Genomic DNA, 25,971 nt, shown 5'->3' with positions numbered 1-25,971 from the left:
GAAATGACACAAGTTAGAACATCCTCTCCGCTGGCCGTGTCGGGTCTGGCGAAGACGTTCACGATGCACTTGCAGGGTGGCATTCAGTTGCCAGTCGTCAGTGGCGTGGACTTCAAACTGGAAGCAGGCGAATGCGCCGTGCTTGGCGGACCTTCCGGTGCCGGTAAAAGCTCCATTCTCAAGATGGTCTATGGCAATTACGCGGTGAATGCAGGTTCGATCCTCATTCGTCACGAAGATCGTATGGTGGATCTGGCAACAGCCGATCCGCGCGAAGTGCTGGCCGTTCGGCGTGATACGATCGGCTATGTCAGCCAGTTCCTGCGCACATTGCCGCGCGTGGCGGCAATCGACGTCGTTGCGGAGCCATTGGTGGCTCGTGGTGTTGATCGCGATGCTGCTCGCAATCGAGGAGCTGAATTGCTTGCGCAGCTCAACCTGCCAGAACGGCTCTGGGCACTGCCGCCTGCAACCTTCTCCGGCGGTGAGCAGCAGCGCGTGAATATTGCGCGCGGCTTCATCACGGACCATCCAGTGTTACTGCTTGACGAGCCGACCGCTTCGCTCGATGCCAAGAACCGTGCAGTCGTTGTTGATCTCATCAAGGCCAAGAAGGCGCAAGGCGTCGCAATGCTCGGCATCTTCCATGACGAAGATGTGCGGGAACAGGTTGCTGATCGCATTATCGACGTAACCGCCTTCTCGCCGAGGGCAGCGGCATGACCAAGCTATCGGTAGAACCACTGGTTCACGAAACGGCTGAAGTCAACGGTAGCAAGCTCGGTCGATATACCGAGATCGGCGCGCGCAGCCGTGTTTCGGAGACCGTGCTGGACGACTATTCCTATCTCGGTATCGATTGCGAAATCTGGTGCGCGGAGATCGGCAAGTTTTCCAATATCGCCAGCCATGTGCGTATCAACGCCACCAATCATCCAACATGGCGTCCGACACTGCATCATTTCACCTACCGCGCCGGGGATTACTGGCCGGGCGAAAAGGATGAGACGGAGTTCTTTGATTGGCGTCGCGGCAATGCCGTGAAAATCGGTCACGACACATGGCTCGGCCATGGTTCGACCATTCTGCCGGGTGTGACGGTTGGCAATGGTGCGGTTGTCGGTGCCGGAGCTGTCGTGAGCAGGGACGTGGCGCCCTACACGATTGTTGGCGGGGTTCCGGCGCGTCTCATTCGCGAACGTTTCGACGCTGCGATCGGTAATCGCCTCGATCGACTGGCCTGGTGGGACTGGGATCACGAACGTCTGCGTAATGGACTCGATGATTTCCGTGCGCTTGATATCGAGGCTTTCCTTTCGAAATACGAAACGGCTGCCAACACAAAAGCGGTCATGAAAGAGCTATCCAATGGCTAATGAAATCGTTCTTAAAAATGCCCGCATCGTGCTTGCTGACGAGATTGTCTCCGGTTCTATCCTGATCCGTGACGGCAAAATTGCAGCCATTGATCAGGGTAATACCAATGGTGGCGATGACATGGATGGTGACTACGTCATTCCGGGTCTGATCGAGCTGCACACCGATCAGCTCGAAAGCCATTACGCACCACGCCCGAAAGTCCGCTGGAATGTCGACGCTGCAGTTCAGGCGCATGACGCGCAGGTTGCTGCATCGGGCATCACAACTGTGTTTGATGCCATGCGCGTTGGCTCCGACTATGACCGTGACTTCGTGGGCGAGGATATGCGGATGCTTGCGGATGCGATCGAAAGCGGTGTTCGCGAGAATCGCCTGCGTGCAGACCACTTCCTGCATCTGCGTTGCGAGGTTTCCTCAGCCGATTGCCTGGAAACATTCGAGCTTTTCGCAGGCGATGACCGCGTTAAACTCGCTTCGCTGATGGATCATGCGCCGGGACAGCGTCAATTCGTTGATCTTAATACGTATCGCACTTATTACATGCGCAAGATGAAGCTCACGGATGTGGAGTTCCGGGTGCATTGTGAGAAGCGTATGGCGGATTCGGACGCCTATTCGGCCAAACATCGCCGTGCGATTGCTGATTTGTCGGCGCATCGCGGGATCGTTCTAGCGAGTCATGATGATGCGACGAGCAATCACGTCGATGAATCGCTTGATCATGGTGTGCGGATTGCCGAATTCCCGACCACTATGGAAGCAGCAAATGCTTCGAAGGAGGCCGGATTGTCGATCCTGATGGGCGCGCCCAATATCGTGCGCGGCGGCTCGCATTCCGGCAATATCGCTGCACGCGATCTCGTCGATAATGGCAGCCTCGACATTCTGTCTTCGGACTATATTCCGTTCAGCCTGATCCAGTCGGCATTCGGCCTTGCTTCCGGTGAACGCCCGATTGCTTTACCCGACGCAATTCGTCTTGTGACCAAGAATCCTGCCAACGCCATGGCCATGGATGATCGCGGCGAAATCGCTATCGAAAAGCGCGCCGATCTGGTTCGCGTGCGCCCGAAAGGTGCAATTCCGGTTGTGCGCACTGTCTGGCGCGAAGGCGAACGGGTGCTCTGATGCAGATGCAATCCAATACGCCGAAAGGCTGTTTCGTTGCCGTTGTCGGTCCCAGTGGGGCCGGCAAGGATACGATCATGGATGCAGCGCGTGTGGCTCTTGCGGGCGACACGCGTTTTCATTTTGTGCGTCGCATCATCACCCGCCCGCAAACGCCGGAAACGGAAGATCATGACAGTCTGGATGAAGCGGCATTTACGAAAGCCGCAGGCGAGGGTGCTTTCGCCCTGCACTGGCAGGCGCATGGTCTAAGCTATGGATTGCCGAAATCGCTCGAAGATGAAATTGCCGATGGTACGGTGGTAATCGCCAATGTCTCGCGCCGGGTTCTGTGCGATATTCGCAGGCTCTACACGTCGCGCTCTGTGGTCGTGATAACGGCCCGACCGGACGTCCTCGCGGAACGGCTTGCATCACGCGGTCGCGAAAGCCGGGAAGAAATCGCCTTGCGGCTGGCGCGCGCAGTGAGCTTTGATGACGATGCCGGGGATGTTGTCACAATAGACAATTCCGGCAATGTCAATGCATCCACAGAGGTGTTCCTTCGCCACTTGAACGAATTAGCTGTTAAAACAATCGCTTAGATAAAATCTCTATAGCGGCGTGTAAATTTACACAAACGTCATTCTGCTTTCATCGCAGTGTCATGGAAGCAATTCAGAGTGAGCATGAATGGAGACGAATTCATGCTTCAACTGAAAAACATAACGCGCCGCTATAATGACAAGGTGGCGGTTTCGGGCGTGGACCTCGAAATCGAACCGGGCACGTTTGTGGGAATTATCGGGCGCTCGGGCGCGGGAAAGTCGACGCTTCTGCGTATGATCAATCGCCTTGTTGAGCCTTCAGAGGGAACAATTCACTGGGACGGTCGCGACGTTACCGGGCTCAAGGGCTCTGGACTGCGTGACTGGCGCGCTCAATGCGCGATGATTTTCCAACATTTCAATCTGGTTGACCGCCTCGATGTGCTGACCAATGTTCTGATGGGGCGCCTGAACTATGTTTCGACGCCCAAGTCGCTCCTGCGTATCTGGAGCGATGAAGAACGCCTGATCGCTCTTTCCGCCCTGCAGCAGTTCGATATTGCACATCTTGCAGCGCACCGGGCCGACGAGCTTTCGGGTGGCCAGCAGCAGCGCGTGGCGATTGCCCGCGCGCTTGTTCAGCAACCGCGCATCATTCTCGCCGACGAGCCGATTGCATCGCTTGATCCGCGCAACACCCGCAGCGTCATGGACGCTCTGCGTCGCATCAATCGCGAATACGGCATCACGGTTCTCTGCAATCTGCACTCGCTCGATATTGCGCGCAGCTATTGCGACCGCCTCGTCGGCATGTCTGCCGGCAAGATCGTATTCCGCGGCACACCGTCGATGCTGACCGATATGGCATCACGCGACCTTTACGGCATGGAAGCCGATGACGTCATCGATCAGGATGATGCGGCCGAGCCAATGCCGATGCCTGTTCCGCAGTCGGCTCAAGCCGTTCTGCGCCAGCTTTCCGCCTAAACGCCGGGAAAATTACGCTCCAAACTCAGGATTAACAGGAGATACCTATGCTTAACCGTAGAAACTTTCTGGCGGCTGCAGCGCTCACCGCTACGCTGACCATGCCAATGCTGGCTTCCACTGCACAGGCTGCAGACTGGAGCAAGGACTACCCGGAAATCGTCCTGGGCGTGATCCCGGCAGAAAACGCATCGACCACTTCCGACCGTTATGCGCCTCTGGCTGCCTATCTCGGCAAGGAACTGGGCACGAAGGTTACGCTGCGCGTTGCTAACGACTACGCCGCTGTTATCGAAGGTCAGCGCGCTGGCAACATCCAGATCGCATTCTATGGCCCGGCTTCCTATGCCCGCGCTGTCATGACCGGCGTTGAAACTACGCCGCTCGTCAACCAGCGTCACGACACTGGCGTAAACGGCTATTACTCGGTTGTTTATGTTCGCGCCGACAGCCCATACCAGAAGATGGATGACCTCAAGGGCAAAGCGATTGCGCTTGTCGATCCTAACTCGACATCGGGCAACAACGCACCACGCTTCTTCCTCAACCGCGATGGCTATAGCGTCGATACGTTCTTTGGTAAGAACTTCTTTGCCGGCAGCCATGAAAATGCAGTTCTCGCTCTCGCACAGGGCACCGCAGACGCTGCCGCAAACTCCTGGAACTCGGAAGACGATTCCAACCTGACCCGCATGATCAGCCGCGGCGTTCTGAAAGATGCAAACGGCAAGGTGATGACGAAGGACGATTTCCGCGTCATCTTCAAGTCGGACTTCCTCCCAGAAGGCCCATTTGCGGTTCTCAGCAGCCTGCCAGACCAGCTCAAGACCGACATCAAGCAGGCTTTTCTCGATATGCCTAAGAAGGACAAGGCCGGCTTTGACGCCCTTTCCGACGGCAAGGATCAGGAATTTGTAGCGACCGAAGCCAAGGAATATGAGCCGATCATCGAGATGCTCAAATTCAACGACAAGGCTCGCAAGTCCTAATCCGCAAAGTAATCGAAATGCCCGAAGCCCAACAAGCTTCGGGCATTTTTGTTAGGGAATCTCGCATGACGGTATCCTTACTCGACGGCAACGGAGCAAAAAGCCTGCTTGCCGATTATCGGAGAGAAGTCGGAAAACGACGCCTTTACGGAATCGGCTTTCTCCTTGCTCTGATTGTTGTCGCCATTGCTGCCTCCGTCGTTGCCGATGTTCGGCCGGGCACACTGGTCGAAAATCTCTTTCGCTTCACAAGCTATCTCGGCCGCATCCTGCCGGATCTGACGATTGCCAATTTCTGGGGCGATCTCGCTGCCTGGTACTGGAACCTTGGCGGCTGGCTCAAGATGCTGTTTGAGACGCTGTTGATTGCCTATCTGGCAACCTTGATCGGCGGTATCATTGCTTTTGCCGCGTCATTTGCGGCTTCATCGAATATGGCGCCCAATTCGACAGTTCGCTTCATTGTTCGTCGCGGGCTGGAACTGCTGCGTACCGTTCCTGAAATCGTCTTCGCGCTGCTTTTCGTTATCGCTTTCGGTCTTGGGCCGATGGCCGGTGTGCTGGCTCTAATGCTTCATACAACGGGGGCGCTGGGCAAATTGTTCTCCGAAGTTGTTGAGAACATCGATATGCGTCCGGTGGAAGGCATTCGTGCATCGGGCGGTTCCGGCTTTCAGGTCATCCGCTTTGCCGTGCTGCCGCAAGTAGCCGCTAATTTTGCGTCCTATGGCCTGCTGCGCTTTGAAATCAACGTGCGTGGCGCTTCAGTCATGGGGTTTGTGGGGGCAGGCGGCATCGGGCAGGAACTGCTCACCTCGATCCGCCAGTTCTATTACAGCGATGTCAGCGCCATTCTGCTTCTGATTATCGTGACCATTGTTGCCATCGATCTCATTACACAGCGTATTCGCCACGCGCTTCTGGGCCGTATTGGTTGAGGAGCGTGATCCCGAAAAGTGGGAACCGGTTTTCGGAAAAGATCATGCTCAAACAAAAGAGAGAATTATGACCGATATTGCACAAAGTCTCTCCCGTGAGGCGCACGCGCATGAAAAGGAACTTCGGGCAGAACATGCCGAATTGTTCGGAAACGCGCGTGCCTGGCGAAATCTGGCGATATTAGCCGTAGTTTTGGTTGCTTCCGTCTGGTTCGCCTTCTACTGGCTCGATTTCTCGTTGTTGCGCATTCTCAATGGTCTTGGTCGTCTCGGCGATTTCGCGCTGATGATGATGCCACCATCGTCCGGCGGGCGTTTCAGCCTCTATCTGTGGTCGATGATGGAAACGCTGGCAATCGCCTATCTCGGCACATTGCTGGCGGCGATCCTGGCCTTTCCATTCGGTTTTCTGGCCGCCAAGAACATTATCCCGAATGTGTTCCTGCATTTCGGCATCCGCCGCTTCCTCGATACCATTCGCGGCGTCGATACGCTGATCTGGGCATTGATCTGGGTGTCGGTTGTGGGGCTTGGACCATTCGCCGGTATTCTTGCTATTGCCTGCTCGGATTTCGGGGCATTCGGCAAGTTGTTCTCGGAAGCCATTGAAGGCGCCGACAAGAAGCCGGTCGAAGGCGTGGTCTCATCGGGTGGCGGCAGGCTGCACGGCTATCGCTTCGGCGTGCTGCCACAGGTTCTGCCACTGATCGGCAGTCAGGTGCTTTACTTCTTCGAGTCAAACACCCGTTCGGCGACGATCATCGGCATCGTCGGGGCAGGCGGCATCGGCGCGCATCTGGCAGAACAGATCAAGGTTCTGAACCTTCAGGACGTTTCTTTCCTGATCATCATGATCCTGATCGCGGTTGCCGTCATCGACTGGTTCTCGTCCAAACTTCGTCACGCCATGATTGGCAAGAAGGCGCAGAAATCGGCTTAACCACTGATGAGTGTCTTGATGCCATCTGCAACGAACTGAACGGCAAGCGCTGCGAGGATAACGCCAAGCAGACGAGTCAGAATGGAACGACCGGTTTCGCCCAGAAACCGGTCAACGCGTTCTGCAAGCAGCAGCACGAAATAGGTAATCAGCAAACAGACAGCGATGACGCCAAGCAGAGCGGCTCGCGGTCCAATTCCATGGAACGAGTCCGACGTCAGCACGATGGCCGAAATCGCTCCCGGACCGGCAATCAGCGGAATGGCGAGCGGGAAAGCAGCTATATTGCGGATATGGTCCTTGGTGATGGCTACCTCGGCGCTCTTTTCCTTGCGCTCGGTTCGTTTCTCGAAAATCATTTCAAAAGCGATCCAGAAGAGAAGCAGGCCACCGGCGACGCGGAATGCGCCGATCGTTATGCCGAACATGCCGAGGATCTGCGCACCCGCAATGGCAAAGAGCGCCATCACGATAAAACCGATGATGGAGGCGCGAAGCGCCACCTGTCCGCGGTGGTGCCGCTCCATGCCCGGCGTTAGCGCCAGAAACAACGGCGCCAGTCCGGGCGGATCGATTGTGACAAGAAGGGTGACGAACGCGCTGAAAACCGTATCGTAGAACCCCATACTGCACGCGCCCTTCTTGTTGGCATGTTATGCTCAATCGGATACATGAATTGTAGACGATCAGGGGTACATGGTCGATGCAAAGCACCGTGACGAGCAACATCCTTGCTCAATCTTTATGTGAATATCTTTTAAGTCATTGATTTAATAGGCGGAAATAGCTTGCCGAAACGGTCGTGAAATTGGCGTTTTTTGCTGGTTTCCGTTATAAAGTGACTTTATCGATTCTGTTGAGAAAGAAATCTGAATAGTGTCAGATCAAACGCCTCCACCCGGTTCCGACGATATGAATGGTGGCCCAAACGGCGGCCCTAGCGGTATCGAACCGATTTCCATTATCGAGGAGATGCAGCGCTCCTATCTCGATTACGCGATGAGCGTTATCGTGAGCCGCGCGCTGCCTGATGTGCGCGACGGCCTGAAGCCCGTACATCGCCGCATTCTCCACGCCATGAACGAGATGAACCTCGCCTATAATCGCCCGTACCGTAAGTCGGCGGGTGTGATCGGTGAGGTCATGGGTAAGTATCACCCGCATGGCGACGCATCTATTTATGACGCTCTCGTGCGTATGGCGCAGGATTTTTCCATGCGCGATCCGCTCGTGGACGGGCAGGGCAATTTCGGCTCCATCGATGGCGACCCACCGGCGGCGATGCGTTACACCGAATGCCGTCTGGAAAAGCTCACCGAAGCCCTCCTGTCGGACATTGACAAGGATACGGTCAATTTTCAGGACAATTATGACGGCCGCGAGCAGGAACCAGTGGTTATGCCTGCGCGTTTCCCGAACCTGCTCGTCAATGGGTCTGGCGGTATTGCGGTCGGTATGGCGACCAATATTCCGCCGCACAACCTTGGCGAAGTCATTGATGGCTGCATAGCGTTGATTGAAAATCCGGCCATCGAGCTGGAAGAAATCATGGAAATCATTCCGGGTCCGGATTTCCCGACAGGGGGTATCATCCTCGGACGCGCTGGCATCAATTCCGCCTACACGACCGGTCGCGGCTCGGTGATCATGCGCGGACGCGCTACAATCGAGCCAATGCGCGGTGATCGCGAAGCCATCATCATCACCGAGATTCCGTATCAGGTGAACAAGGCGTCGATGATCGAGAAAATGGCCGAACTGGTGCGCGACAAGCGTATCGAAGGCATTTCCGATCTGCGTGACGAATCCGACCGCGAAGGCTATCGCGTCGTGGTGGAACTCAAGCGCGATGCCGTTGCCGATGTCGTGCTGAACCAGCTCTATCGTTACACGCCGCTGCAGACCTCCTTCGGCTGCAACATGGTGGCGCTGAACGGTGGCAAGCCGGAACAGCTCAATCTGCTCGACATGCTGCGCGCATTCGTCGCCTTCCGTGAGGAAGTGGTGACGCGCCGCACAAAATTCCTGCTCAACAAGGCGCGCGACCGCGCGCATGTGTTGGTTGGTCTGGCAATTGCAGTTGCGAATATCGATGAGATCATCGCTCTTATTCGTCGTGCGCCGGATCCGGCAACGGCGCGTGAACAGTTGATGGAACGTCGTTGGCCCGCTGCCGATGTGGCACCACTCATCCGCCTCATCGATGATCCGCGTCATGCGATCAATGAAGACAACACGTATAACCTCTCGGAAGAGCAGGCGCGTGCTATTCTTGATCTGCGCCTACAGCGCCTGACGGCACTTGGCCGCGATGAAGTCGCGGACGAGCTGAACAAGATCGGCGAAGAAATCCGCGATTATCTGGATATTCTTGGCTCTCGCATCCGCGTTATGACAATCGTCACGGAAGAGATGATTGCTGTTCGTGACGAGTTTGCCACGCCACGTCGCACCGAGTTCGGTCTTGGTGGCGCCGAAATGGACGATGAAGACCTGATCGCCCGTGAAGATATGGTCGTTACCGTCAGTCACGCTGGTTATATCAAGCGTGTGCCGCTGACGACCTATCGTGCACAGCGCCGTGGCGGCAAGGGTCGCTCCGGCATGGCGACGAAGGACGAGGATTTCGTAACCCGCCTGTTCGTCGCCAATACGCATACGCCGGTTCTGTTCTTCTCCTCGCGTGGCATTGTCTACAAGGAGAAGGTCTGGCGTCTGCCGGTCGGTAATCCGCAATCGCGCGGCAAGGCGCTCATCAACATGCTGCCATTGCAGCAGGGCGAACGCATTACCACCATCATGCCGCTGCCGGAGGATGAAGAGTCCTGGGCAAATCTCGATGTCATGTTCTCGACCACGCGCGGTACGGTTCGCCGTAACAAGCTGTCGGACTTCGTTCAGGTCAACCGCAACGGCAAGATCGCGATGAAGCTCGAAGACGAGGGCGATGAAATCCTCTCGGTCGATACCTGTACGGAATTCGATGACGTGCTTCTGACCTGTGCCGGTGGCCAGTGCATTCGCTTCCCGGTTACCGATGTGCGTGTCTTTGCAGGCCGCAATTCCATCGGTGTGCGCGGCATCAATCTGGCAGAAGGCGACAAGGTCATCTCGATGGCAATCCTGCATCACGTCGATGCCGATGCCTCGACGCGCTCCGCCTATCTCAAGCGTTCGATTGCCGAACGCCGGGCGCAAGGCGCGGATGATGCGGATGATATTGTTGTGGTCGGTGAAGAAGTCGGTGTTGACGCCGATCTCTCGGAAGAACTCTATCAGGAACTGAAAGCACGCGAAGAAACCGTGCTGACAGTCAGTGAGTACGGTTACGGCAAGCGTTCCTCGTCCTACGAGTTCCGCGTTTCCGGCCGGGGCGGCAAGGGCATCCGCGCAACCGACACGTCGAAGACCGACGAAATCGGTAAGCTGGTTGCCCTGTTCCCGGTCGAGGCAAGCGATCAGATTCTGCTTGTTTCCGATGGCGGACAGCTCATTCGCGTGCCGGTTGACGGTATCCGTATCGCTGGACGGTCCACCAAGGGCGTCACGATCTTCAACACGGCGGATGGTGAAAAGGTCGTCTCGGTCGAACGCATATCCGAAGCGGATAGCGATGAAGAAAACGGCAATGGCGGCGATGTCGCTTCCGAAGGTGAAACAACAGCCGCTGACACCGAAGAATAATCAAAAAGCCGAGGCTTTTTGTTCTGAACAATGAAAAAGGCCGATGGCGGGAACCATCGGCCTTTTTCAGATGCCAAGACTGGAGGAATTGGCGATCACAGAAACTCTTTTTCAGCAAGCTCCAACGCTGATGCGTGAACTCGACTGTTCAGACTCAGCGCGAACGCATGTTGCGCAAGCTGTTGATGTCGAATGCCACCTGACGTACGCGTTGACGCTTGGCTTCGTTCTCGTCGAGAAGCAATATGATTGCCGACGCAGCCATCGCGACCATCATGGATAATGCCAGAAGAAAGATCATCATCGTGTTATCCTTTCGACATACATACGCTTCAGAAGCGAAAAGGTTGCACCGAACTTGCGCCTATTTTGGTAAATCGGTTGTGAACTTGTCGTGAAATCGCTGTTCATATCGCGTTCATTTGGTTTCTTGGTTTCTGTTTTCTTATCGTAGTGGTTCTTGTTGAAAATCCCCTCAGAAAAGGCTAGCTGGAAGAAATGACGATCGCGATTTATGCGGGCTCCTTCGACCCGGTGACAAATGGCCATATGGATGTCCTCAAAGGTGCCCTGCGCCTTGCCGACGAGGTTATTGTCGCAATCGGCGTTCATCCGGGCAAAAAACCTCTCTTCACCTTCGAGGAGCGCGTGGCGCTCATCGGTGAAAGCTCCAGGGCTATATTGGGCAAGGATGCAGGCCGGGTTTCCGTCATTTCCTTCGATGGGTTGGTCATCGATGCGGCACGCAAACATGCCGCACAATTGATGGTGCGCGGTTTGCGTGATGGCACTGATCTCGATTATGAAATGCAGATGGCGGGCATGAACGGCACCATGGCGCCGGAATTGCAGACCGTGTTCCTCCCGGCAGACCCGGCAGTGCGCACGATTACCGCCACATTGGTTCGCCAGATTGCCTCCATGGGTGGCGATATAAAGCCCTTTGTTCCTGCGGCAGTCGCTGCCGCTCTGAACACCAAGTTCAAATCCTGACCACAGGGAGTTTTTCGATCATGTCTTTCTTTCGTTCGGCACTTGCCGCTGTTGCCTTTTTCGCGTTGTCGCAAGGGGCAGTTCAGACGGCTGCTGCCGCCAACGCCGAAAACACCGTGGTTCTCAAGCTGAAGGACGGCGACGTTGCCATCCAGCTTCGCCCCGATCTCGCACCGAAGCATGTTGCCCAGATTGAAAAACTGGTCGGAGAAGGCGCATATAACGGTGTTGCCTTCCATCGCGTCATTCCGGGCTTCATGGCCCAGACCGGCGACGTGAAGTTCGGCAATATGGACAAGGGCTTCGATGGCTCGCGCGTTGGTACCGGCGGTTCGGACTACCCGGATATTCCGGCAGAATTCTCGAAGGAACCCTTCGTGCGCGGCACGGTCGGCATGGCCCGCAGCCAGAACCCGAATTCGGCCAATTCGCAATTCTTCATCATGTTTGCGGATGGCGCATTCCTCAACGGCCAGTACACTGTGGTCGGCAAGGTTGTCAGCGGCATGGATATCGTCGACAAGATAAAGAAGGGAAGCGAAGCCGATAATGGCGCCGTGGAAACCCCCGACAAAATCATCAAGGCCACGCTTCAGGCCGACAAGAAGTAAAATACAAGGAGAGGCCCAATGGCTTACAAAGACCCTGAAAACACGCTCGTTCTTGAAACCACCAAGGGCAATGTCGTCCTGGAACTCTACCCGGATCTCGCGCCGGATCATGTTGCGCGTATCAAGGAACTGGCTCGCGAAGGTGCGTATGATGGTGTTGTGTTCCACCGCGTGATCGACGGATTCATGGCCCAGACCGGCGACGTGAAGTTCGGCAAGACGGGTGGCGCTCATTTCAATGGTTCGCGCGCCGGCATGGGCGGTTCGGACAAGCCGGACCTGAAGGCGGAATTCTCCAACACGCAGCACAAGCGCGGCACGGCTTCAATGGCACGTTCGGCCAACCCGAACTCGGCCAACTCGCAGTTCTTCATCTGCTTTACCGACGCTCCATGGCTCGACCGCCAGTACACCGTCTGGGGTCAGGTTATCGAAGGCATGGACAATGTCGACAAGATCAAGCGCGGTGAGCCTGTTGCCGATCCAGATACGATCGTGACGGCCCGTATCGCTGCCGACGTCTGATCCTGCCAATTCCATTGAGAAATTACGGCTCCGGTTCATGCCGGAGCCGTAATTTGTTTACCGCATTTCCGAACGCAAAACCGCTTCGCACTTTTGCTGGAATGCTTTAGAGGTTCATAATGCGCGTTGATCTTTTCGATTTCGAATTGCCGGAAGAGAGCATTGCTCTACGTCCGGTGGAGCCGCGTGACCACGCCAAGCTGTTGTGCGTCCGTCCTGGCCAGCCATTCGAAGATCGGCAAGTATTCGAACTGCCGGATATTCTGCAGCCGGGCGACGCCCTTGTTTTCAACGATACCAAGGTGATACCTGCGCAGCTTGAAGGCATGCGTGAGCGTGAAGGCAATATTTCGCAGGTCAGCGCCACGCTGCATATGCGCACCGGCCCTGATCGCTGGAAAGCATTTTTGCGGCCGGGCAAGCGCGTGAAAGAAGGCGACCGCATCCGTTTCGGCCATTCCGGTTCAAGCTGCTTTCTCGGCACGCTTGACGCCACCGTGGCCGAAAAGGGTGATGCAGGCGAAGCGCTGCTCGTGTTCGATCTTTCGGGCGCCATGCTGGATGAGGCGATTGCATCGGTCGGACACATTCCGCTGCCACCCTATATCGCATCGAAGCGGGCTGAAGACGAACGCGACCGGAAGGACTACCAGACGGTCTACGCACGTGAAGAAGGCGCGGTTGCTGCCCCCACTGCCGGATTGCATTTCACACCCGACCTGCTTGAAAAGATCAAGGCCAAAGGCATCGAAGAGCATTTTGTAACGCTGCATGTGGGAGCCGGAACGTTTTTGCCGGTCAAAGCCGACGATACGACCGACCACAAGATGCATTCGGAAATCGGTTATGTCTCGCAGCGGACTGCCAATGCGCTCAATGCCGTACACGAGCGAGGCGGCAGAATCATCTGTGTCGGCACGACATCTCTGCGCTTGATCGAAAGTGCTGCGGGCGAGGACGGTATGGTCCGCCCATGGTCTGGCGCGACCGACATCTTTATCACGCCCGGCTACAAGTTCAGGGCAGTCGACCTGCTGATGACCAATTTCCATTTGCCACGCTCGACGCTGTTCATGCTGGTATCAGCCTTCAGCGGCTTTGAGACGATGCACGCTGCCTACGATCATGCGATCAACAACGGCTATCGCTTTTATTCCTATGGTGACGGCAGCTTGCTAGAGCGAGCTGACAAAGCTAAAGACACCGCATGACTCTGGAAAACTTAAAGACAAGCGAAAACTTCGAATTCAAGGTGCTTGCACGCGATGGTGCGGCTCGTCAGGGCGAGATTTCCATGCCGCGCGGCGTGGTGCGTACGCCTGCCTTCATGCCCGTCGGTACGGCCGGTACGGTCAAGGCCATGTATATGGACCAGGTGAAGGAACTGGGTGCCGATATCATCCTTGGCAACACCTATCACCTGATGCTGCGTCCCGGTGCGGAGCGCGTGGCCAAGCTCGGCGGCTTGCATGAGTTCGGCGGCTGGAAGGGGCCGATCCTGACCGATTCCGGTGGGTTTCAGGTCATGTCGCTGGCGCAATTGCGCAAGCTCGACGAAAACGGCGTGACATTCCGCTCGCATATCGATGGCAAGGCGTATGAAATGACGCCGGAGCGGTCCATCGAGATTCAGGGACTGCTCGATTCCGATATACAGATGCAGCTCGATGAATGCGTGGCGCTACCTTCGCCGGAAAAGAACACCGAGCGCGCCATGGAATTGTCGCTACGCTGGGCTGAACGCTGCAAGATCGCTTTCGGCGATCAACCGGGCAAGGCGATGTTCGGCATCGTGCAAGGCGGCGATGTCGCTCGCCTGCGTGAAAAATCCGCAGAAGCGCTGAAGGCAATGGACCTCAAGGGCTATTCGGTCGGCGGGCTTGCGGTCGGCGAGCCGCAGCAGGTCATGCTCGACATGCTGGAAGTCGTCTGCCCGATCCTGCCATCGGAAAAGCCCCGCTACCTGATGGGTGTCGGTACGCCGGACGATATTTTGAAGTCGGTCGCGCGCGGGATCGATATGTTCGATTGCGTGATGCCAACGCGAGCAGGCCGCCACGGTCTTGCCTTCACCCGTTTCGGCAAGGTAAACCTGCGCAATGCGCGTCATGCGGATGATCATCGCCCGCTGGATCCGGATTCGGATTGCCCTGCATCGCGCGACTATAGCCGCGCCTATCTGCACCATCTGGTGAAATCCGGCGAAGCGCTCGGTGCGATGCTTCTGACCTGGAACAACCTTGCCTACTATCAATATCTCATGAAGGGCATTCGCGCATCGATTGCCGATGGGCGTTTTGGCGAATTTGCCGCCGAAACCTCGGAAGGATGGGCGAGGGGCGATATGGCTCCGCTCTGATTCGCAGCCTGTTAAACCAAAGGGCGCATAGCGCCCTTTTCTTTCCAACTGTCAGTTTTCTGTCAGCATGTTTTCCAGACGACAGAGAACGGTACGCTGTTCTTCATCGTTCAGAATTTCACATTCCATCAGTTTAGAACATTCAAGTCCGGCGACGGCGAGATAGACGATCAGTGCCGTATCCGCGTCGGTCGTATCCTTGATCATACGGTCCAGCAATGCCCGGTGATACTGACGAACAGGCACCATGAAACCGGGATCTTCGGCCAGCGCTGCAAGCACGCCGCAAGCGGGCGGCTCGTCATCAGCCTGAACCCGGTAAACATCGAGAAAAGCCCGCGCCAAGCGGTTTTTATCGCCTTTTTGGAGTGTTTCCTGAACCTCCATGGCGTGTTCGTGCTCTTTCATATATTCTTCTACGACTGCTTCGAGCAGTTTGGCTTTCGTCGGAAAAGAATAAAGCAACCCGCCTTTTGAAAGCCCCGCGCGGGCTGCTACGGCATCGAGAGAGAGGTGAGCAGGTCCGATCTCACGGGCAAGCTCGGTAGCAGCGCGCAAAATACGTTCGCGCGACGAGACTTTCTTTTTTGTTAGCAACTTACTGGTGTCTCCTGACAGTTCGTGTGTTGACAATACCGTCCAGACGGTACAGTTATTCGCCACTTTCATTCAAGTAAAATACGCGCGACCTTTGCGTGACTGCGAAAGAAGGCGCCGCGGCCAATCCCCCAACCCTGATCGATCAGGGAGCCATCTGGAGTGCATCCGCAATGATCAAGCGCCTTATTCTGGCAATAATATTCCTGGTGATCGTCGTTGGAGGCCTCGTTGGCTTTAACCTGTTCCGATCACAGGCCATCAAAGACTTTTTCGCCAACATGCAGCAGCCCGCCCAGACGGTTTCGACCGTCACGGTGGAACCTGGCGTCTGGAAGCCCGGCGTGGAAGCCATCGGCACGGCCAATGCGCTCAATGGCGTTGACCTGACCGTGCAGCTTGACGGCCTTGTGAAGACGATCAACTTCAAGGCCAATCAGGAAGTCAAGGAAGGCGACCTGCTGCTTCAGATGGAAGATAGCATTCAGAAGGCGGACCTCGCAGCCGCTGAAGCTGAAGCCGTTCTTGCCCAGCAGAACCTGAAGCGCGCCGATACGTTGCGCACGCGCGGTGTTGGTGCTGTGTCGAATGTCGATACAACAGCTTCAGTCGCCGATGCCGCAAGCGCGCGCGTTGAAAAAATGCGTGCAACGCTGGCCCAGAAGTCCGTCAAGGCTCCATTCTCCGGCGTCATTGGCATTTCCAAGGTTGATATAGGTCAGTATCTGACACCGGGTACGGTCATTGCCACGTTGCAGAGCACCGATGTGATGCGTATCGACTTCACCGTCCCGGAACAGTCGCTGTCATCCATCAAGCTCGGACAGACCGTGAAGGTCGGCTCGACTGCAGAAGCGCTGGACTTCACTGGCACGATCATCGGTATCGACCCGAAGATCGACCCGACGACCCGTCTCGTCTCGGTACGTGCGGAAGTGCAGAACCCGGATCACGAACTGACACCGGGCCAGTTTGTGCAGGTTCGTGTGGAGCTGCCGGAAGAAGACAACGTCATCGCTCTTCCGCAGACCACGATCATTTCCAGTCTTTATGGTGATTATGTCTATGCGGTCCGCCCGGAACAGAAGCAGGAAGGCGCAAATGCCGCCAAGGCCCCAGCCGCCGATGCAAAGCCGGAAGAGGGCGAGAAGCAGGTCGCACAGCAGGTCTTCATCAAGCTTGGGCGCCGTTATTCCGGCATCGTCGAGATTACAAGCGGCCTCAAGGCTGGCGACATCATCATTACGGCAGGTCAGAACCGGCTTTCGCCTGGCGTACCGGTGAAAATCGACAACACCGTCAATCCGATTCCAGCCGGCCAGCCGGCTGACAAGCAATAGGCGATCACGATGAGCTTTTCCGATATTTTCATCCGGCGCCCCGTGCTTGCCACGGTGGTCGCCCTGATGATCATCCTGTTGGGCCTTCAGGGGATCGCGCAGCTTACGGTGCGCGAATATCCGAAGGTCGATGAAACCGTCATCACAGTCACGACGAACTATGCAGGTGCGAGCGCTGATCTCATTCAGGGCTTTATTACCGCGCCGATCGCCGAAGCGGTCGCCACCACCGAAAACATCGACTATGTGACGTCCTCAAGCCGTCCATCGTCGAGCACAGTGACCGTACAGATGAAACTCGGTGCAAACCCTGATGCGGCGCTGACGGAAGTCATCGCCAAGGTCAATCAGGTTCGCGGCGACTTGCCGGACGAATCCGACGATCCAGTCATCGTCAAGGGAACGGGCCAGAACTTCGCTACCATGTATCTGGCAGCGCAGAACCCGAATATGACGAGCGAACAGATCACCGAATATCTGGAGCGCGTTATCCAGCCGCGCATGTCCACCATCCAGGGTGTTGCAAAGGCTGAAATTCTGGGCGGTCAGGTCTATTCTATGCGCGTTTGGCTCGATCCGATCCAGCTCGCGGCCCGCCAGATCACGGCGCCGGAAGTTCTGGCGGCAATCAAGGCCTCCAACTTCCTGTCGGCACCCGGCACGACGAAGAACGAATATGTGGCGTCTTCGATCACTCTGAAGTCGACCTTGCAGACCCCGGAAGCCTTCGGCGCCATGCCGATCAAGGCATCGGGTGACGACGTGGTTCGTCTGCGTGACGTCGCACGGGTAGAACTGGCGGCGAAAAGCACGGACACCATCGTTTCCTTCAACGGCTCGGCGGGTACGTTCCTCGGCGTCTTCCCGACTCCGGCAGCAAACCCCATCGATATGGCGGCTGCGGTTCGCAAGGAACTGCCGTCGATCCAGGCGTCGTTGCCGGAAGGCATGTCGCTCGTTCTCGTTTACGACGCGACCGAGCAGATCAGCTCGTCGATCAAGGAAGTCTTCACGACCATCGGCGAAGCCGTCGCCATCGTCATTCTGGTTATCATCGTCTTCCTCGGCTCGTTCCGGTCGGTGCTGATTCCGATTGTCACAATTCCGATCTCGTTGATCGGCGTGTGTTTCTTTCTTTATGTGCTCGGATTCTCGATCAATCTGTTGTCGCTGCTTGCTATGGTTCTCGCCATCGGCCTTGTGGTCGATGACGCCATCGTGGTTCTGGAGAACATTCACCGGCATATCGAAGAGGGCCTCAAGCCCATGGATGCCGCGTTCAAGGGCATGAAGGAAATCACCGGCTCGATCATCGCCATGACGATCACGCTGGCGGCGGTGTTCGCGCCGCTCGGTTTCACAGGCGGCCTGACGGGCGCGCTGTTCCGCGAATTCGCCTTCACGCTGGCCGGTGCCGTTATCATTTCTGGTATTGCCGCATTGACGGTTTCGCCGATGATGTGCGCGCGCATGCTCAAGCATGGCGATCAGACGCGGTTCCAGAAGTTCATCGACCGGACCTTCTCCCGTTTCGAGAAGTGGTATCACCGTCGCGTGTCCAACTCGCTCAACTATCGCGGCATCACGCTGATGATCGTTATAGCGTTGATGGGACTGACGGGATTCCTGTTCATGAACACGTCGAGCGAACTGGCACCGGAAGAAGATTCCGGCGCGCTGTTCTCGATGTTCCAGGCTCCGCAATATGCAACCTCGGCCTATACCAATCTCTATGCCGAACAGATCGACGAACTGACCAAGGATCTTCCGGAACTGAAGACCCGCTTCCAGATCGTCGGTATGGACGGTGGCACGACATCGGGTATCGCGCTGTGGGTTCTGAAGGACTGGAACGAGCGTAGCCGCTCGCAGAAGCAGATTCAGGAAGACCTGACTGCGCGTATTTCCAAGGTCGCAGGTGTGCAGGCATTCATCTTCGCGCCTCCGTCCCTGCCGGGCACGGGCGGCGGTCTGCCGATCTCGATTGCGCTGCAATCGACCGGCCCGGCCGATCAGGTCTTCGCACTGGCTGAAGAAATCAAGAACGAAGCACAGGCTTCCGGCCAGTACATCATTGTGCAGAACTCGCTCTCCTTCAACGCACCGCAGATCACGATCACTATCGATCGCGACCGCGCGGCGACGCTGGGCGTGCAGATCAGCGATATCGGTTCGACACTTGGTCTTCTGACCGGCGGCGCATCTGTCGCCAAGTTCGACCGCGATTCGAACAGCTATGACATCATCACGCAGGTGCCAGATAGCTATCGTTCGAACCCGGAAAAGCTCGGTGACTTCTATGTACGCAGTGTTTCCGGCTCGATGATCCCGCTATCTTCGGTCATCACGATCAACCAGAACGCATCGCCTGCGGCAATCGAGCAGTTCAACCAGCTAAACTCCGCGACGATTTCGGCTCTGCCTCTGCCGGGTGTTACGACCGGGCAGGGCCTGCAAACTCTGGTCGATCTGGCCAAATCCAAGATGCCGGAAGGCTTCTTCCTGGATTATTCCGGCCAGTCGCGTCTGGAAGTAGAGCAAGGCAACACGATCCTGATCGCCTTCGGCCTCGCCGTTATCGTGATCTATCTCGTGCTTGCGGCACAGTTCGAAAGCTTCCGCGATCCGTTCATCATCATGATGTCGGTTCCGCTGTCGATCTTTGGCGCCATTGTGCCGCTGAATATCGGTCTTGGCACGCTCAACATCTATACACAGGTTGGCCTCATCACCCTTGTCGGGCTGATTACCAAGCACGGTATTCTGATGGTGGAATTCGCCAATCAGCAACGCCGTCTACATGGTCTTTCCCGCCGGGACGCGATCATCGTCGCGGCTGAAACCCGCCTGCGCCCGATCTTGATGACCACGGCGGCGATGGCGCTTGGTGTCGTACCCCTGATCATCGCGACCGGGGCCGGTGCGGCGGCTCGCTATTCCATGGGTCTGGTGATCTTCACCGGCATCGTGATCGGCACGATCTTCACGCTGTTCGTGGTGCCGATGTTCTATACCTTCATCGCCAAGAAGGATGTGGAAGGCGAATATGTTGCGTCGCCGGAAGAGGGCAGCAAACCGACCGGAGCGGTTTCGACGCAACATCACTGAAACTTGCGTTGAACCAATGACAAAGGGCGGCCTAGAAATAGGTCGCCCTTTTTTACTTTCTAACGTTGCGAATGCCGCGTTCCAACCCATATGAGCCAGTATGATACCCTTATCCGTTCTCGATCTTTCGCCCGTTCCCGAAGGTAATGATGCAGCACAGTCGCTGCACAACACGCTGGAACTTGCGCAACTAGCCGAACGGCTCGGCTTCCACCGTTACTGGCTTGCCGAACACCACAATATGCCAGGCATCGCCAGCGCTGCCACATCTGTGGTGATCGGCTATGTTGCCAACGGAACCTCGACAATCCGCGTCGGCGCGGGCGGCGTCATGCTGCCCAATCATTCACCTCTGGTCATTGCCGAACAGTTCGGCACGCTTGCTTCCCTGTTTCCGGGCCGCATTGATCTCGGTCTTGGGCGGGCTCCGGGTACCGACCAGATTACCGCTCATGCGCTTCGCCGCAATCTCGACAGCGATGCCAATGCCTTTCCGCAGGATGTGGTCGAGTTGCTGAATTATTTCAAACCGGCGGAACCCGGCCAGCGCGTGCGTGCAGTGCCGGGCGAGGGGTTGAATGTGCCTGTCTGGATTCTTGGTTCCAGCCTGTTCGGCGCGCAACTTGCCGCCATGCTGGGGCTGCCCTACGCATTTGCCTCGCATTTCGCGCCTGCGGAAATGGAACGCGCCATCGCCCTTTATCGCGAACGGTTCGAACCATCGGAATATATGCAGAAGCCTTATGTGATGCTGGGCCTCAACGTAATTGCGGCTGATACGGACGAAGAGGCCAACTATCTTTTCACGTCACAATTGCAGGCCTTCGTCAATCTTCGCAGCGGTCGACCGGGCAAGCTGCCGGCTCCTGTCGAAGGCTATATGGAGCGGCTCGACCCATCTGCTCAGGCGCTCGTTCGCCAGATGCTGTCATGCCGTGTGGTTGGTGGACCTGACACTGTGGCCAAGGGCATCAAAGCCTTTGCGGAGAGCACTGGCGCTGATGAATTGATGCTGACCGGCATGATCCATGACCACAAAAAACGCCTACATTCATATGAAATCGCAAGTCGATCAATCGGCCAGTCAGTCGCCTGACCGACCGATCTCCATATCTGCATAGACCAGATAGCGAAGCGGCCCCGTTGTAATGGCGTCGAATGGGTAGCAAGTCGCCAGCACGAGGTGGCGGCCCTCGCTATCTGGAACGATGCTCGCGTCGTCCCAACGTGCGACAGCCATATGGCTGACGCGATAGGAAACGCTCTTCCCGTCACTCCGGGTGACGACGATCTGGTCGTTCTTTTCGATATTTTTCAGAAATGCGAAATGCGTATCGCGATGCGCGGCATATACGGCTGTTCCCCGTTCGCCAGCCATCGCCGTATTTTCGAGATGACCGGGGCCAAAAGCCAGTGCCTGTCCGCTGACACCTTTCAGAGCGACAGCCGATTCACCGAGGCGAGGGGCCTCGATACGGGCAACCGGCCATGTATCGGCCCAGATCCAGGGCTTGACCGGAACACCAGTTTCGACACTTTCCGCAAATGCCCTTTCAAGCAGAATTTGCGCTGCAAACGCCTTGGCATGTATCCAAATGCCCTGACCTGCAATTGCCAGACCGAACACGATCAAGGCAATGCCTACCCCTGGAAGAAGGGAGCGCCTCAGCGCGCTCCCGGTTACAACTGGATTGGTGAACATCACACATTCTCCTTGCGGCGGAAGAACCAGAAGACGAACAAGCCAACCAGCATCAAACCCAAGCCCTGCATGAGCAGCAGTGTCGCTGGCGTTGCCGTTTGCGGCAAAGGGATGGATGGCGTCGGGGACGACGGCGAGGCAGGGCTTTTGCGGACGCGAACATTATCGCTCTGCTCGTCCGATTTCATGCTGGCGTGATCGTTCACGTTGCGATCCGCGCGAATGCCGAAAAGTGCGTCATAATCCCAACCGGCAGGCAGTTGCAGTGGAATATCGGCGCGGGTCAGTGGCGCATTTGCCGGTCGCGACGGTGTTTTTTCAACAGCCACGAGGCTCGTCAGCCGACTGACCAGATGATGTTCCAGTGCGAGGCGAAGAATGCGCGCATCGGCTGCGTCCTGAGTAATCTTGCCAAGGGTAAGTTCCACTTCCGCATCGTCAATCTTGCGACGTGCCCACAATTTTGAAATGCCTTCAGCATTCATTGCCTGCTCGAGCGGCAGATTGACTGTCCAGGGACGGCCATCAATCTGGCCTTCAATAACAAGGTTTCCAGTCGCCTTGCCCATTCGCGCTGCGATGACAAGCGGTTCGCCACGATAGAGATCGGGCAGAAGGGAAGGCGTCATGCTTACATTCTTTTCCGAGAAATTGGCCTTCAGATCGGTAACAGCCGGGTTTTCAAGCTTGTCGAAAAGTGCCCGCATACGTTCATCCACTTCAGCCGCCGATCCGATATGCGTGAAGGTTCCACGTCCGAGTTCCGCTGCACGGTTCATCAGATAGGAATTCGGGGCAGAGCCGATGCCGACCATGAAAATACGCGAACGTCCACGGCGGGCTGCGATGGCATCGAACAATTGCTGCTCATTGCTGATTTCACCATCAGTCAGGAATACGATCTGGCGCAACCCATTGCCCTGATTGCTGTCATCAAGTGCAGCGTGAAGGGCAGGCAGCATTTCCGTTCCGCCTTGTGCTTCAAGGCTCGTTACGAAACCGCGGGCGGACGCGATATTCTGCTGATTGGCATCGACTGTGTCCTCGAAGAACTTGGTCAATGTGTCGTCAAAGCGGATCACGTTGAAGCGATCACCGGGCTGAAGACGTGACAAGGCATAGTCCAGACTGGCCTTCGCCTGTTCAATGGAGGTGCCGCCCATTGATCCTGAATTGTCGATCACGAAAATGATCTCGCGCTTCGCATTTCGGGTGGTCGCAAGCGTTGGCGGGGTGACATAGGCAAGCACATAATCGTCTTTACCGATATGCTCACGGAACAGGCCGACTTGCGGCGTATCGGTTGCGACAGCGCTCCATTCCAGAACGAAGTCGCGATCTGCAGCCGCCGTTCCATCCAGCGTGATTTCTCGTGTCGTGTCGTTCGTCGTATCAATCCTGACCTTGTGGTAAAGGCTTTCAACCTTTCCAAGAGGGAAGCCGGCCTTCAGATCGACTGAGATGGTCACGGGATTGGTTCGCAGGGCAGCCGGTGGCGTCAAAGGCGTCACAAGCGGCGCATTGTAAGTATCAGGATTGCCAGTATCGTTCGACTTGCCCCAACCGTTTTTCATTTCGACATCCTGGACAACGGGGGAGGCATTGTCGGGATTGTAACGCGGCGCGACGACCAAAGGCACACGCAGCGAGAAACGGCCATCGGAAAGACGCACGGCCTGCTGATACTCGATCTGAATGACGACTTTCTCGTGCGGACCGATATTGGCGATCGCATTGGTAAACACATTTGGTCGCTGCTGTTCGATCAGCGTGGCCTTTTTCCCTTCGCTTTTCGCCTGTTCATATATCTCGCGCGCCGCCTGTTTCTCCTTGACGTCAGCGATGATCACGCGATCACCGATGACCATTTTCAGCGAATAGACAGCGCTGTCTTCCGGTAATGGGAAAACATACAAGGCTTCAACGAAACCGTCCGTCGGGTTCTCGAATGCCTGCGTCAGCCGGGCTCGCGCCGTCGGGCCGCTCACGTCGAGATTGACATCGGTTGCAAGCCGGGGTGCTTCGACATAACGCCCGGCATCGTTTGTCTCAAGAAGAAGACTGCCGGACTGAACCTCGTTCGGAGTGACCAAAGCGGGCACTTCGGCACGGGCATGAGCGATCTGCAAGAGACAGAAGATGACGGCCAGCGCAGGCAGTAGCGCCATGTTGCAGAACCAGACGAATGAGCAGAAGCGAGAGAGAGCCCTGCCTTTAATACGCTGATTTGAAAGGCTTATCGCGGGTGACATGACATGCTCCTTGTTCACCTCGAAGAACTGGAGACATTGTCGCTGGATGCGGTGTTTCCACTCCAGCGTAAGCTTTGCCAAGTTTCAGCCGCCACTTTCCGCAATCCACCTTGCCGGTTACGCATATGTGTGGAATTGTGAAGAAAAGTACGCAATTCAGGATGAACCATGTCCGATCAGGACTCCCATTTGCCCGACCAGATCAATACCCGTGTCGCGATACGGGTTCGTGAGGAAATCGCCCGGCGACGTATTTCACGCCAGCTTCTGGCCGATGAGGCCCGGATCAGCCTTTCAACCTTGGAAAAGGCGCTGTCGGGACACAGGCCGTTCACGCTGGCGACGATCATCCGGCTCGAACAGGCTATGGGTGTCGCGTTGCGAGAGCAGGAGAATGAAGCGCCCGGCCATCCCACCAACAATGGCAACGGTCATGCAGCGGAGGGGCTGGGAGCCTATTCACGCGCCTCGGTATCATGGCTTGAAGGCAATTACCTGACCTTGCGCCCATCCTTTGGCGAGGACAAAGCTATCTTCACTTACATCACGGAAATTGGCTGGGATTTCGATACCGGCCATCTCAGTTTTCGCGAACGGGAACGTTCCGACGTCTCGTTCTCGCAACAGGGTGCGGTTTCCGTCCCACATCTTTCGGGGCACATCTATCTGGTGACGAATACATCCGGCCAGTACCGCATGGCCGTGCTTTCCCGCCCAAGCATCACAGGCGAAATGTTCGGCATCCTGACGACATTGCGGGCCGGGCAGGGTGCCCATCTAACCCCCGTCGCGACGCCGCTTGCGCTCGTTCCGATGAAGCTGTTTGCCGATCCATCATTCGGGCGTGTCCGGTCCGGTGACCGATCCTTTGCCGACTATTCGGCGATCCTGAGCAAGACACTGGACGATGGTTATGCTGGTTTCGTGGCCGGTTGACCTTCGCTTTCATATTTGATCTCAGTCAGCAGCCAATCACGGAAGGCCGAGACCGCCGGAGTGTGCGAACGAGCCTTCGGCGTCACAAAATAATAGCTGCTCGGGCTTTTGACCGTATGCGGACAGGCGACGACAAGCTGGCCGCTCTCGATCTCGGCGCGGATGAGGAACAAGGGCATCAAAGCAACACCGAGACCGGCAACGCAGGCCTGCGAGACATTTGAAAACTGCTCGAAGCGCATGCCTGGAGAAGCGGGCGCTGCCATGTCGAGGCTTTTGAACCAATGATCCCATGCGCCGGGACGGGAGGCCATATTGAACAAGGGAAGCGGTAGAAGATCGACCGGCGCGCGAACCGGATTCTGTTGAAGAAAAACAGGGCTGCAGACCGGTGCGACGGTTTCATCCATTAGAAAAATGCTGTCGGCGTTGGGCCAGTCCGACTGGCCGATGTGGATCGCAGCATCCAGGCCCTCGCGATCAAAATCGAATTGCCCGATGCGTGTCGCAAAATTGAGGATGATATCCGGGTATTTCGCCACGAAGCGCGGTATGCGCGGTATCAGCCAACGTGTCCCGAATGTCGGCAGGAAAGCCAGATTGAGCGTGGTGCCGCGCATCTGCGACATGACCTGCAGCGAAGCGGCACGGATGGACGCAAGCGCTGGCCCTACAGCCTTCAGATAGACGCGCCCCGCATCGGATAGAACCACGTGACGGCTGGTGCGATCAAAAAGCGCGGTCCCGAGCTGTTCTTCAAGTGTTGCAATCTGCCGGCTCACTGCGCCTTGTGTCAGCGATAATTCCTCGGCAGCAGCAGAAAAACTCTCGTGCCGCGCAACCGCATCAAAGGCGGCGAGCGCGCTCGTGGAGGGAAGCAGGCGACGTGATATCGAGGTCATGATCCATTACTAAATGGAATAGATCGATGAGTAAACGTCGATTGCACCAAACATCCACACGGTTCATATTTCC

At 56.4% G+C, this 25,971-nt stretch carries 24 protein-coding genes; 18 read left to right on the top strand and 6 right to left on the bottom strand.

Features of this window, described 5'->3' with window-relative positions:
• The first annotated feature begins 3 nt into the window (after window positions 1-3).
• From phnL to phnE (ACYSN1_RS01230), 8 genes are all read left to right on the top strand, one after another.
• Window positions 4-723: a phosphonate C-P lyase system protein PhnL gene (gene phnL / locus ACYSN1_RS01265; protein WP_461724081.1), complete on the top strand. Its 720-nt coding sequence runs from the start codon at window positions 4-6 to the stop codon at window positions 721-723.
• Entirely contained in the window at window positions 720-1,376 is a 657-nt protein-coding gene (locus ACYSN1_RS01260; protein WP_461724080.1) for a DapH/DapD/GlmU-related protein, read from the top strand. Before phnL ends, ACYSN1_RS01260 begins: the two co-directional genes overlap by 4 nt.
• Window positions 1,369-2,508, top strand: coding sequence for an alpha-D-ribose 1-methylphosphonate 5-triphosphate diphosphatase (locus ACYSN1_RS01255; RefSeq protein ID WP_461724079.1), 1,140 nt, complete (start codon window positions 1,369-1,371; stop codon window positions 2,506-2,508). The genes ACYSN1_RS01260 and ACYSN1_RS01255 overlap by 8 nt, the downstream gene beginning before the upstream one ends.
• Window positions 2,509-2,513: 5 nt before the next feature.
• Complete coding sequence (gene phnN / locus ACYSN1_RS01250; protein WP_461725247.1) at window positions 2,514-3,092, top strand: phosphonate metabolism protein/1,5-bisphosphokinase (PRPP-forming) PhnN; 579 nt, start codon at window positions 2,514-2,516, stop codon at window positions 3,090-3,092.
• 102 nt (window positions 3,093-3,194) lie between these two features.
• Window positions 3,195-4,022 (top strand): phosphonate ABC transporter ATP-binding protein, encoded by an 828-nt coding sequence (phnC, locus tag ACYSN1_RS01245; protein ID WP_461724078.1) that lies wholly within the window; start codon window positions 3,195-3,197, stop codon window positions 4,020-4,022.
• 47 nt (window positions 4,023-4,069) lie between these two features.
• A complete protein-coding gene (gene phnD, locus ACYSN1_RS01240; protein ID WP_461724077.1) occupies window positions 4,070-5,011 on the top strand; it encodes a phosphonate ABC transporter substrate-binding protein in 942 nt (313 codons plus the stop codon).
• 65 nt (window positions 5,012-5,076) lie between these two features.
• Window positions 5,077-5,949 (top strand): phosphonate ABC transporter, permease protein PhnE, encoded by an 873-nt coding sequence (gene phnE, locus ACYSN1_RS01235; RefSeq protein WP_461724076.1) that lies wholly within the window; start codon window positions 5,077-5,079, stop codon window positions 5,947-5,949.
• Window positions 5,950-6,016: 67 nt separating this feature from the next.
• Window positions 6,017-6,889, top strand: a complete 873-nt coding sequence (phnE, locus tag ACYSN1_RS01230) for a phosphonate ABC transporter, permease protein PhnE (RefSeq protein ID WP_461724075.1) — start codon at window positions 6,017-6,019, stop codon at window positions 6,887-6,889.
• On the opposite strand, the gene ACYSN1_RS01225 is transcribed toward phnE (ACYSN1_RS01230), so the two are convergent.
• Complete coding sequence (locus tag ACYSN1_RS01225) at window positions 6,886-7,515, bottom strand: MarC family protein (RefSeq protein ID WP_140019481.1); 630 nt, start codon at window positions 7,513-7,515, stop codon at window positions 6,886-6,888. The two genes, phnE (ACYSN1_RS01230) and ACYSN1_RS01225, sit on opposite strands and share 4 nt — an antisense overlap.
• 286 nt (window positions 7,516-7,801) lie before the next feature.
• On the opposite strand from ACYSN1_RS01225, the gene gyrA reads away from it, so the two are divergent.
• Window positions 7,802-10,573 (top strand): DNA gyrase subunit A, encoded by a 2,772-nt coding sequence (gene gyrA / locus ACYSN1_RS01220; protein ID WP_461725246.1) that lies wholly within the window; start codon window positions 7,802-7,804, stop codon window positions 10,571-10,573.
• Window positions 10,574-10,727: 154 nt separating this feature from the next.
• Here gyrA and ACYSN1_RS01215 read toward each other — a convergent pair whose 3' ends face one another.
• Window positions 10,728-10,877: a hypothetical protein gene (locus ACYSN1_RS01215; RefSeq protein WP_168436506.1), complete on the bottom strand. Its 150-nt coding sequence runs from the start codon at window positions 10,875-10,877 to the stop codon at window positions 10,728-10,730.
• A gap of 194 nt (window positions 10,878-11,071) precedes the next feature.
• Here ACYSN1_RS01215 and coaD point away from each other — a divergent pair, with 194 nt between their 5' ends.
• The 5 genes from coaD to tgt all read left to right on the top strand — a co-directional run bounded on the left by coaD (window position 11,072) and on the right by tgt (window position 15,061).
• Window positions 11,072-11,566 (top strand): pantetheine-phosphate adenylyltransferase, encoded by a 495-nt coding sequence (gene coaD / locus ACYSN1_RS01210; RefSeq protein ID WP_461724074.1) that lies wholly within the window; start codon window positions 11,072-11,074, stop codon window positions 11,564-11,566.
• 20 nt (window positions 11,567-11,586) lie between these two features.
• Window positions 11,587-12,177, top strand: coding sequence for a peptidylprolyl isomerase (locus ACYSN1_RS01205; RefSeq protein ID WP_461724073.1), 591 nt, complete (start codon window positions 11,587-11,589; stop codon window positions 12,175-12,177).
• A gap of 18 nt (window positions 12,178-12,195) precedes the next feature.
• On the top strand, window positions 12,196-12,702 hold the full coding sequence (locus tag ACYSN1_RS01200; RefSeq protein ID WP_140019477.1) for a peptidylprolyl isomerase: 507 nt from the start codon (window positions 12,196-12,198) through the stop codon (window positions 12,700-12,702).
• A 119-nt stretch (window positions 12,703-12,821) separates the two neighbouring features.
• Entirely contained in the window at window positions 12,822-13,913 is a 1,092-nt protein-coding gene (queA, locus tag ACYSN1_RS01195; RefSeq protein WP_461724072.1) for a tRNA preQ1(34) S-adenosylmethionine ribosyltransferase-isomerase QueA, read from the top strand.
• Window positions 13,910-15,061 (top strand): tRNA guanosine(34) transglycosylase Tgt, encoded by a 1,152-nt coding sequence (gene tgt, locus ACYSN1_RS01190; RefSeq protein ID WP_461724071.1) that lies wholly within the window; start codon window positions 13,910-13,912, stop codon window positions 15,059-15,061. The genes queA and tgt overlap by 4 nt, the downstream gene beginning before the upstream one ends.
• Before the next feature lie 51 nt (window positions 15,062-15,112).
• Here the strand turns inward: tgt and ACYSN1_RS01185 are convergent, their stop codons facing one another.
• On the bottom strand, window positions 15,113-15,730 hold the full coding sequence (locus ACYSN1_RS01185; protein ID WP_461724070.1) for a TetR/AcrR family transcriptional regulator: 618 nt from the start codon (window positions 15,728-15,730) through the stop codon (window positions 15,113-15,115).
• A gap of 101 nt (window positions 15,731-15,831) precedes the next feature.
• On the opposite strand from ACYSN1_RS01185, the gene ACYSN1_RS01180 reads away from it, so the two are divergent.
• From ACYSN1_RS01180 to ACYSN1_RS01170, 3 genes are all read left to right on the top strand, one after another.
• The gene (locus ACYSN1_RS01180; RefSeq protein WP_461725245.1) at window positions 15,832-16,998 is read left to right on the top strand and encodes an efflux RND transporter periplasmic adaptor subunit; all 1,167 of its coding nucleotides are present in this window, start codon (window positions 15,832-15,834) and stop codon (window positions 16,996-16,998) included.
• A 9-nt stretch (window positions 16,999-17,007) separates the two neighbouring features.
• Entirely contained in the window at window positions 17,008-20,106 is a 3,099-nt protein-coding gene (locus tag ACYSN1_RS01175; RefSeq protein ID WP_461724069.1) for an efflux RND transporter permease subunit, read from the top strand.
• A 100-nt stretch (window positions 20,107-20,206) separates the two neighbouring features.
• The gene (locus ACYSN1_RS01170; protein WP_461724068.1) at window positions 20,207-21,202 is read left to right on the top strand and encodes an LLM class flavin-dependent oxidoreductase; all 996 of its coding nucleotides are present in this window, start codon (window positions 20,207-20,209) and stop codon (window positions 21,200-21,202) included.
• Here ACYSN1_RS01170 and ACYSN1_RS01165 read toward each other — a convergent pair.
• Window positions 21,191-21,808, bottom strand: a complete 618-nt coding sequence (locus ACYSN1_RS01165) for a class GN sortase (protein ID WP_461724067.1) — start codon at window positions 21,806-21,808, stop codon at window positions 21,191-21,193. The genes ACYSN1_RS01170 and ACYSN1_RS01165 overlap by 12 nt on opposite strands.
• The gene (locus ACYSN1_RS01160) at window positions 21,808-24,060 is read right to left on the bottom strand and encodes a marine proteobacterial sortase target protein (RefSeq protein ID WP_461724066.1); all 2,253 of its coding nucleotides are present in this window, start codon (window positions 24,058-24,060) and stop codon (window positions 21,808-21,810) included. The genes ACYSN1_RS01165 and ACYSN1_RS01160 overlap by 1 nt, the downstream gene beginning before the upstream one ends.
• Before the next feature lie 168 nt (window positions 24,061-24,228).
• Here ACYSN1_RS01160 and ACYSN1_RS01155 point away from each other — a divergent pair, with 168 nt between their 5' ends.
• Window positions 24,229-24,996, top strand: a complete 768-nt coding sequence (locus tag ACYSN1_RS01155) for a helix-turn-helix domain-containing protein (RefSeq protein WP_461724065.1) — start codon at window positions 24,229-24,231, stop codon at window positions 24,994-24,996.
• On the opposite strand, the gene ACYSN1_RS01150 is transcribed toward ACYSN1_RS01155, so the two are convergent.
• On the bottom strand, window positions 24,972-25,898 hold the full coding sequence (locus ACYSN1_RS01150) for a LysR family transcriptional regulator (protein WP_461724064.1): 927 nt from the start codon (window positions 25,896-25,898) through the stop codon (window positions 24,972-24,974). The genes ACYSN1_RS01155 and ACYSN1_RS01150 overlap by 25 nt on opposite strands.
• Window positions 25,899-25,971 lie beyond the last annotated feature (73 nt).

This window comes from Brucella sp. LJL56 (genome assembly GCF_054871705.1).
This window is presented reverse-complemented; position numbering and strand designations above follow the sequence as displayed.